Annotated in this window: 1 protein-coding gene; it reads right to left on the bottom strand. The window is 66.4% G+C overall.

Annotated features, from left to right (window positions below; translation table 11 throughout):
- Nucleotides 1-1,065, bottom strand: a 1,065-nt coding sequence (locus IE038_RS23885; protein WP_368855852.1) for a toxin VasX, incomplete at both ends; no start/stop codon positions are given.

Raw genomic sequence — 1,065 nt, 5'->3', positions numbered from 1 at the left:
CAACTCGTCGAGGCGCTGGTGGGCCTTGAGCAGGATATCGCCTTGCGCGGTGCTGAACTCGATTTCCCGGCCGGGGCCGCTGTCGTTGCTCTTGTGGTAGACATAACGCAGCCGGCCCGCCACTTCGGCGGCATCTTCCGTGATCAGGCTGCGGACAAAGCCCCCCACGCTCAGGCGCAGGGTATTGTCCTGGGTCCACTGCTCATGGCGGGTTTGCACCTGCTCCTGCTCATGGTTGATGTCGCGCAGCACGCCCAGCTCATCGTCCAGGCAGGCGAACACGCGGTACAGGGCCCGGGCCTGGGCGTGGATGGTGGCCAGCCAGTCCTTGACCTGCAGGGCGTCCCAGCGCTCGGCGCTCCATTCGCCGGTGGGCGGGGTGTCGGCACTCACCTCGGCATACTCTTCCGCCGCCTTGGCCCGCTCCTGGTTGTGGTACATGGCATCGGTGTAGGCCTTGATGCTGGCCGGTGTGGGTGCCGCGATCATCTGATCGCCGAGGATTTCGGCGTGCTGCGCGTACTCCGTGCGCTGATGTTCAATGGCCAATGCCCGCAGATAACTCTCGGGCAGTAGCTCGGCGAGCACCTGATCGGCGTGCTCCCACGGCGGGCAATGGGGTGCCTTGAGGGTGTCGGCCACCTGACGCAAGTCCACGTGGCGCATGTGCCGGTCGCGCACCTTGCGTTCACTCAGCCGGGCACACTGCTCCGGGCCGATGGGGTGTTCGGTGAAGCTCATCCAGGCGTCGTGGTGTTTGTCCAGCGCCAGGCCGACGAGGGTGCCATTGGCCACACGGCCAGGCGCGTCGTGGAGCGCCTGTTCCAGCAACAGGCCGTTGTCCGCCACCGCGTAGTGTTTGAGCGGGCCTTCGTGGTGCCACACGTAGAGGTAGCCGCAGCGCAGCCGACGCGCGGCCATGGCATGGCTTTGCGGCACAACCCCGGGATCACAGCACGGGTGGCTGGTCCATTCCTCGGCCAGGGCGTAGCGCACCGGGACGACGAAGATTTCGGGCTGCGAGGCTTGGCAAGGCTCCACCGGGCTGTTGATGTCGACATGGGG

It is taken from the genome of Pseudomonas laurentiana (assembly GCF_014648275.1).
GTDB classification, from domain to species: domain Bacteria; phylum Pseudomonadota; class Gammaproteobacteria; order Pseudomonadales; family Pseudomonadaceae; genus Aquipseudomonas; species Aquipseudomonas laurentiana.
Note: the sequence above shows the minus strand (reverse complement) of the source record. Positions and strands in the feature narration are given on the sequence as shown.